The organism is Prevotella sp. MGM1 (assembly GCF_002933775.1).
GTDB lineage: Bacteria > Bacteroidota > Bacteroidia > Bacteroidales > Bacteroidaceae > Prevotella.
Genome location: NZ_BEWV01000091.1, coordinates 1 through 6,626, shown reverse-complemented (window position 1 = coordinate 6,626; position 6,626 = coordinate 1). Strand labels below are relative to the sequence as shown.

The window sequence follows — 6,626 nt, the reverse complement described above, 5'->3', positions numbered from 1 at the left end:
TAGACAGGATGTTCTGCATACTGCCGTTTGAGGTGGACTTTTATGAAGGCAAGCATAATTACCCGATAGACTACGTGGGCAATCCGACTGTTGCGGAGGTTGACTCGTTTCTCGCTTTTCACGACCCGGCCGATGCCCTTTCAGACAAGCCTGTGATAGCGTTGCTGCCAGGTTCGCGCCGTCAGGAGATTAAGGATAATCTGCCCGCCATGCTCGAAGCGGCTTCTGCATATAGCGATCGTTATGCCGTGATGGTGGCCGGCGCTCCTGGCATAGAGCCCGATTATTATCATCGGGTGATGGGAGGAGCAGGCCGTTCGGTCGACATTATTCACGGGCAGACGTACCGTCTGCTGGCGTGTGCTTCGGCAGCGGTGGTCACCAGCGGCACGGCCACGCTAGAAACCGCCCTTTTCGGTGTTCCGCAGGTGGTGTGTTATAAAACTCCGCTGCCACGGCTGGTGTCTTTCCTGCGCCGCCGTTTTCTGAAAGTGAAATATGTGTCGCTCGTAAATCTGATATGTGGCAGCGAGGTGGTGCGTGAGCTTGTGGCGTCGTCTTTCTCGGTGGCGAACATACGTGCCGGGTTGGGTGGCATATTGCCGGGCGGGGATGAGGCCGGACGCATGAAAGAAGACTATCGTGAGTTACGCCGGCGTCTCGGCACAGGAGACGCGGCCGACAACGCCGCGCGACTCATTGCCTGTCGTGTCGCGAAAAAATAAGCGGGACATCCGGATATGTGCAGCTGTATGCTGTTATTCTTTCGATGGTACTTTTTCATGTATCCGGACGTTTCTTTCTTTGTGGTTTCGCTTTTTGTTTTTTTACGGTCCGAACGCTTGTATACAGTCGTCCTGATATTGGTGTTTTGTAAATAAATATACATGTGCTTTCGTTTGTTGGCTTTTGCATAAATATGCGAAAATACATTACCTGATTACGGGATTTGGCTTTGATTTTTGATAATCAGACGGTTGCATGGGATTTTTACATGACTTTTTTACAACGGGATGGTCGTTGCTTCGCAATGGGATACCGGTTGCATTGCGTTTAGACGCTCGTTGCATTGCGTTTAGTATCCCGTTGCGAAGCAACGACTATCCCGTTGTGAGGCATAAATGCCCGATTATATGCAAAAAAGGCTCACGGCATGCAGTGCCGTGAGCCTTGATTTAAGGTTTCCGATATGTGCTTCGATGCACGTCTGATGTCGGGCGTGACACATTGTGCCGCGCAATATAATGTATGCGATGCCTAATCCGGAGGAAATTTTAATGACGTTTTCCTGGCTATGTCAAATATTATAGTCATATCAGAGTGCATGAATATGCGATTTCGCTCTTGTACTCTTTTTTGGTATAATGTGTGTTTGTAAATATTTATCATGGTTGTTCTCGCTGCTTTTGTTGTTTTCATTTCATAAAGATAACATGAAAAGATGACGAAAGCAAGCCGGACGGCGATACACATCACGATACATGTCACGTGATATGCCAATGTCGTTTTTAATTTGGGGATATAAATAAATGGCGATTGTTTTTCTTATTTTCTCTTTTTTACTTTGTTTTTGCGCCATTTAATTGTGTAATAATTTCCGAATGACGTTATTTATTTGTATATTTGCTGCATAAAAATAAAATAAGACCATGAATAAGGCTATAGAGACAGTGGGGAAACAGTGCCAATCGCTCACCAGACTCGACTGGTGGTTGTCGTGGACAGGCATCTTTGTGGGGTGCGCCGTCATGGCGGCCGGCTTCGTGTATTTCATAAACCCTTATAATATTGTGCCAGGCGGGGTATATGGGGCGAGCATCGTTATGCACAATCTGTTTCCGAGTATACAGGTGGGCACGTTCGGATATATGTTCGACATACCGTTGCTCGTGCTCTCAATGATGTTTCTCGGGGCCAAGCTCGGCTCGCGGACTATTGTGGCCGCTCTTTCCACTCCGTCGATAATGAATGTGATGTCGCGTCTGAGCTATCCCACGCAGGATGCTCTCGAAAGGCTCGACCCGGCATTGCTGCTCGGCGGGAGCGTGGATATGACAGACCATCTGATGCTCACGAGCATTGTCGGAGCCACGTTGATAGGTATCGGTTGCGGCATCGTGGTGCGCAGCCATGGTACTACGGGCGGCAGCGATATTGTGGCGATGATACTTCAAAAATACTGCCACATACGTTTCTCGACGGCCATACTCATGGTAGACGCCGTTGTGGTGCTCTTCGGGCTGGTGGTAATCGGATTCGGAGTCGGCAGCACGGACGACAGTGTCACTCCGTCTTGGCATCTGTCATTTTATTCGTTGATAGCCATTTTCGTTACGTCACGTGTGCTGGCTTATGTCATCAACGGTGCCAAAGACGACAAATTGCTATTCGTTATAAGCAAGAAGGAGATGGTGGAGTTGCATCGTTTTATTCTCAAAGACCTCGACCGTTCGGCTACTCTGATAAAGAGCAGCGGCCTTTATACGGGTGCAGACAAGGAGATGCTTTTCCTTGTGGTGAGCCAGAAGGAAGTGACGGCGGTGAAAAGCAAGATAAAAGAGGTGGATCCCTGTGCGTTTGTGGTTGTCACCGACGTGTACGATACGTTCGGCGAGGGTTGGAAACAGCTTCCATCGGCCGGGGAGTTGCAGCCGGAGTAGTTTTTGTTTTTGAGGAGTCAAGCAGTTAAAGAAGTTATCGCAGGCGTGAGCCTGCGATAACTTCTTTAACTGCTTGACTCCTCAGAAGAACAGCGTCAGCGTATAAAGATATACCACTGCCGCGGGTATAGCGAGCAGCGAGGAGTCGAACCGGTCGAGCATTCCGCCGTGACCGGGCAGTATGGAACCGCTGTCTTTTATGCCAATAGTGCGTTTGAAGAGGCTCTCCACCAAGTCGCCCCATGTACCGAATACGACTACGGTAAGTCCGAGACCAATCCATTGGAACATGTCAAGCCGAAGATCATTCACTCCATATTTTTCGGTTAAGTGCCAAATGCCGGCAGCGGCGGCCATGACAACGATGGCACCGCCAACCGAGCCTTCCCAGCTTTTTCCCGGACTGACGCGCGGAAAAAGTTTGTGGCGGCCTAAGAGCGAACCGAAACAATATGCCCCGGTGTCGTTCAGCCATAGAAACACGAAAACGCTTAGCGGTATCAGGTATGTATATGCCACTCCGTCGGCCGTCGCCCTGAACGCAAGCACGTTGAGGAGCGAGAACGGCAGGGCGGTATACATCTGGCTCATCATAGTGTATGCCCAGTTGTTTATCGGGTCGGCGTTCTTGACGTAAAGTTCTGCCACGAGCAGGTATATTATAGTGAGCAGATATGGGATAAATACGGTGGACGGTGTCAGGCCGCTGCAAAAGCCTGTCATGGCGAAAAACAGGTATACACCGGCTACCGTACAGATAAACCTGTTGGTGTCGACACCGTCACGTTCGTTTACAAGTCCGGTAAACTCCCATACGGTCAGTCCCGTGATTAAGGCGAAAAGGAGTGCCATCGCCGTGGGATTTATAAAGCATACCACGATTGCTGCCACGAATAATACACCGGTAATGGCGCGAACTATAAAGTTTTTCATTTGTTGTTCTGTTATTTGTTCGGTTGCTTTTATTTGCCGTTCTCTTTTTCGTCGCTGCTGTTTCCGGTTTCTGATTTAGCGGCCAGTCTGGCTTCCGCCTCTCTTGCCAGCTCCTCGGCACGGCGTTCAGCCATGGCCTCGGCCTCTGCTCTTTGTTGCGCTTCGAGCAGTTCCTCGGCACGGCTTGCCCACGGGCGCTTGCCAAAAATGTTCTCCACGTCTTCTGCAAATATCACTTCGCGGCTCATCAGTAGGTCGGCCAGTTTGGCGTGGCCGTCTTTGTGCTCTGTGAGTATTCTCTTCGCTCTGTCGTATTGCTCGTTGATCATTTTGAGAACCTCGTCGTCCATAATCTTCGCCGTAGTTTCGGAGTACGGCCGTTGCAGGCTGTATTCGTTATTGTTGTAATAGCAGATGTTGGGCAGTTTGTCGCTCATTCCTGCGTATGCAATCATTCCGTAAGCACTCTTCGTCACCCTTTCGAGGTCGTTCATGGCTCCGGTCGATATAAGGCCTGTAAACAGTTCCTCGGCGGCGCGGCCTCCAAGGGTGGCACACATCTCGTCGAGCATCTCCTCCTTGGTGGTGATGGCGCGTTCCTCAGGCATATACCATGCCGCTCCTAGTGCTCTGCCACGCGGGACGATGCTTACTTTGACAAGCGGATTGGCGTGTTCTGTGAACCAGGATATAGTCGCGTGTCCGGCCTCGTGTATGGCGATGGTGCGTTTTTCTTTCTCGGTCATTATCTTGGTTTTCTTCTCCAATCCGCCGATAATGCGGTCTACAGCATCCAGGAAGTCTTGTTTGCCTACGGTCTTGCTGTTGTGACGTGCAGCGATAAGGGCCGCTTCGTTGCATACATTGGCAATGTCTGCGCCAGAGAATCCCGGTGTCTGTCGTGCGAGATAGTCCACATCGACGCTTTCATCTATTTTCAAAGGTCTCAAATGAACCTTGAATATCTCCTTGCGCTCGCTCAGATCCGGTAAGTCTACGTGTATCTGACGGTCGAAACGGCCGGCCCTTAATAGGGCTGAGTCGAGCATGTCTGCACGGTTCGTGGCGGCAAGGATGATTACCCCGCTGTTCGTTCCGAAGCCATCCATTTCCGTGAGTAGGGCGTTCAGTGTGTTCTCGCGCTCGTCGTTGCCTCCCATTGCCGGGTTTTTGCTGCGCGCGCGTCCCACGGCGTCAATCTCGTCGATGAATATTATGCATGGCGATTTCTCTTTGGCCTTGCTGAAAAGGTCTCTTACACGGCTTGCGCCGACACCTACGAACATCTCTACAAAGTCTGAGCCGCTCATCGAGAAGAACGGTACTCCGGCCTCGCCGGCCACCGCTTTGGCAAGGAGGGTCTTTCCTGTACCGGGGGGGCCCACAAGCAAGGCACCCTTAGGTATCTTTCCTCCGAGTTCGGTATACTTCTGAGGGCTTTTCAGGAAGTCGACGATCTCCTGCACTTCCTGTTTGGCTCCGACCTGTCCGGCCACGTCTTTGAACGTGATATTCATCTCGCCGCCTTTCTCGTACATCTTCGCACGGCTTTTACCCACGTTGAAGACACCGCCCGGTCCGCCTCCAGAGCCTCCGCTCATGCGACGCATGACGAAGACCCATAGGAACACGAGGAATGCTATGGGCAGCAGGTTGAACAGCAAGGAGGTGAACAGGTCGCTCTTTTTCTTGTTGTCGTAGCTGAAGTCTCCCGTGAACTTTTTTTGTTTGCGAGCCTTTGCCACGAACTGTTCTATCTGATCCGTTGAGCCTATCTGCACCGTGACGGACGGCTCTTTGCCGGTCTGGTCGACACCCTGCTTGAACACGTCGCGTATATATTGCGGTTTGATGTACATGTCAAGGACATTCTGTTCTTTATTAACCACAATTTTAGAGGCATATCCTTTCATCACCATCACTTCAAACTGGTGATATGAGGTTTCGGTTTTGATGCTTGAATTGCTTCCTCCATTAGTGAGAAACATTACTCCGAGGACAATCAATGCAATGGCGTAAATCCAACCCATATTGAATTTAGGCATGTTCATCTTGGGGTTGTTCTGGTTGTTTTTATCCATAATGAATTTGGTGTTCTGTTGTGTCAGTCTATATCGGGGATGTTTGTTATGTCGGCATCTTCCCATAAATGTTCCAGGTCGTAATACTCGCGGACATCCGGCAGGAAAATATGTACGAGTACGTCGGCATAATCCATCGCCACCCATTGTGCGTTGTTTAGTCCGGCTACCTTTATCGGCTTCTCGCCGCTCTCTATTCTTGTCATTTCGCTTACGGAGTCGGCTATGGCCTCGACTTGAGCCGGCGACGAGCCTTGGCAAATTACGAAATACTTACAGATTGTACCGTCGATATTGCTTAGATCTGCAATTACGATGTTGCTTCCTTTCTTTTCCTGAATACCTTTTGTTATTGTCTGTACTAATTGCTTTGTCTGTTCCATCTATATAATAATGTATGATTATTTTATTGCCATATATGTGGATTCCGGTGGAAATCCGTATTAACCTGGCCGGACGCTGCTTGATTAAAGTTGCTGAGCCGCAGATTATTTTATGCAAAGGTAATGTAATTAGCTATGACGGCAAAATAAATTGGGATTTATTAGCAATTTTGCACCTTGTATAATTGTATGGATTTAAGAAAAAATTACCTGTTATTGGGTGTTTAAGGAAAAAAAACGTCGAAAAATTTTGTTGGTTTATGAAAAATTGCTACCTTTGCACACGCAAACGGATAAGCGATTCCGAAGCGAACAATATTGGGATATGGTGTAATGGTAACACTACAGATTCTGGTCCTGTCATTCTTGGTTCGAGTCCGAGTATCCCAACACGTTAAGAGGCAAATGAAGCATAAACCGCTCATTTGCCTTTTTTGTGTTTATAGGTTTGTCGTGAAAGAAGGGGGCGGACTGCCCCCCCCCGGAAGTGCCGGGCATTTTTGTAGCCCGTTTGTTTGGGGTCAGCGGATTTTTCCGGTGGGCGGGAGAGAGTATCAAGAGTATAGTGT

The 6,626-nt window shown here is 49.3% G+C and carries 5 protein-coding genes and 1 tRNA gene; 3 read left to right on the top strand and 3 right to left on the bottom strand.

What is annotated here, in order from left to right; translation table 11 throughout:
- On the top strand, positions 1 to 725 hold a 725-nt coding region (locus MoGM_RS02675), incomplete at its 5' end, for a lipid-A-disaccharide synthase (protein WP_371410493.1).
- A gap of 924 nt (positions 726 to 1,649) precedes the next feature.
- The gene (locus tag MoGM_RS02670; protein ID WP_104368656.1) at positions 1,650 to 2,660 is read left to right on the top strand and encodes a YitT family protein; all 1,011 of its coding nucleotides are present in this window, start codon (positions 1,650 to 1,652) and stop codon (positions 2,658 to 2,660) included.
- Positions 2,661 to 2,741: 81 nt separating this feature from the next.
- Here the strand turns inward: MoGM_RS02670 and MoGM_RS02665 are convergent, their stop codons facing one another.
- From MoGM_RS02665 to rsfS, 3 genes are read right to left on the bottom strand one after another with little or no spacing between them, the layout of a single operon-like run.
- Entirely contained in the window at positions 2,742 to 3,593 is an 852-nt protein-coding gene (locus MoGM_RS02665; protein WP_104368655.1) for a phosphatidate cytidylyltransferase, read from the bottom strand.
- 29 nt (positions 3,594 to 3,622) lie between these two features.
- Positions 3,623 to 5,674 carry an ATP-dependent zinc metalloprotease FtsH gene (gene ftsH / locus MoGM_RS02660; protein WP_104368654.1) on the bottom strand — a complete coding sequence of 684 codons (2,052 nt, stop codon included), beginning with the start codon at positions 5,672 to 5,674 and terminating at the stop codon, positions 3,623 to 3,625.
- 23 nt (positions 5,675 to 5,697) lie between these two features.
- Positions 5,698 to 6,057 (bottom strand): ribosome silencing factor, encoded by a 360-nt coding sequence (gene rsfS / locus MoGM_RS02655; RefSeq protein WP_104368653.1) that lies wholly within the window; start codon positions 6,055 to 6,057, stop codon positions 5,698 to 5,700.
- A gap of 319 nt (positions 6,058 to 6,376) precedes the next feature.
- Between rsfS and MoGM_RS02650 the strand changes: the two genes are divergently transcribed.
- Positions 6,377 to 6,447: transfer RNA gene (locus tag MoGM_RS02650), tRNA-Gln, on the top strand.
- The last annotated feature ends 179 nt before the right edge of the window (positions 6,448 to 6,626 follow it).

Excerpts from the sequence above, each read along its gene's own strand:
- MoGM_RS02670 (WP_104368656.1), top strand. The coding sequence starts at position 1,650 with ATGAATAAGGCTATAGAGACAGTGGGGAAACAGTGCCAATCGCTCACC.
- MoGM_RS02665 (WP_104368655.1), bottom strand. The coding sequence starts at position 3,593 with ATGAAAAACTTTATAGTTCGCGCCATTACCGGTGTATTATTCGTGGCA.
- ftsH (WP_104368654.1), bottom strand. The coding sequence starts at position 5,674 with ATGGATAAAAACAACCAGAACAACCCCAAGATGAACATGCCTAAATTC.
- rsfS (WP_104368653.1), bottom strand. The coding sequence starts at position 6,057 with ATGGAACAGACAAAGCAATTAGTACAGACAATAACAAAAGGTATTCAG.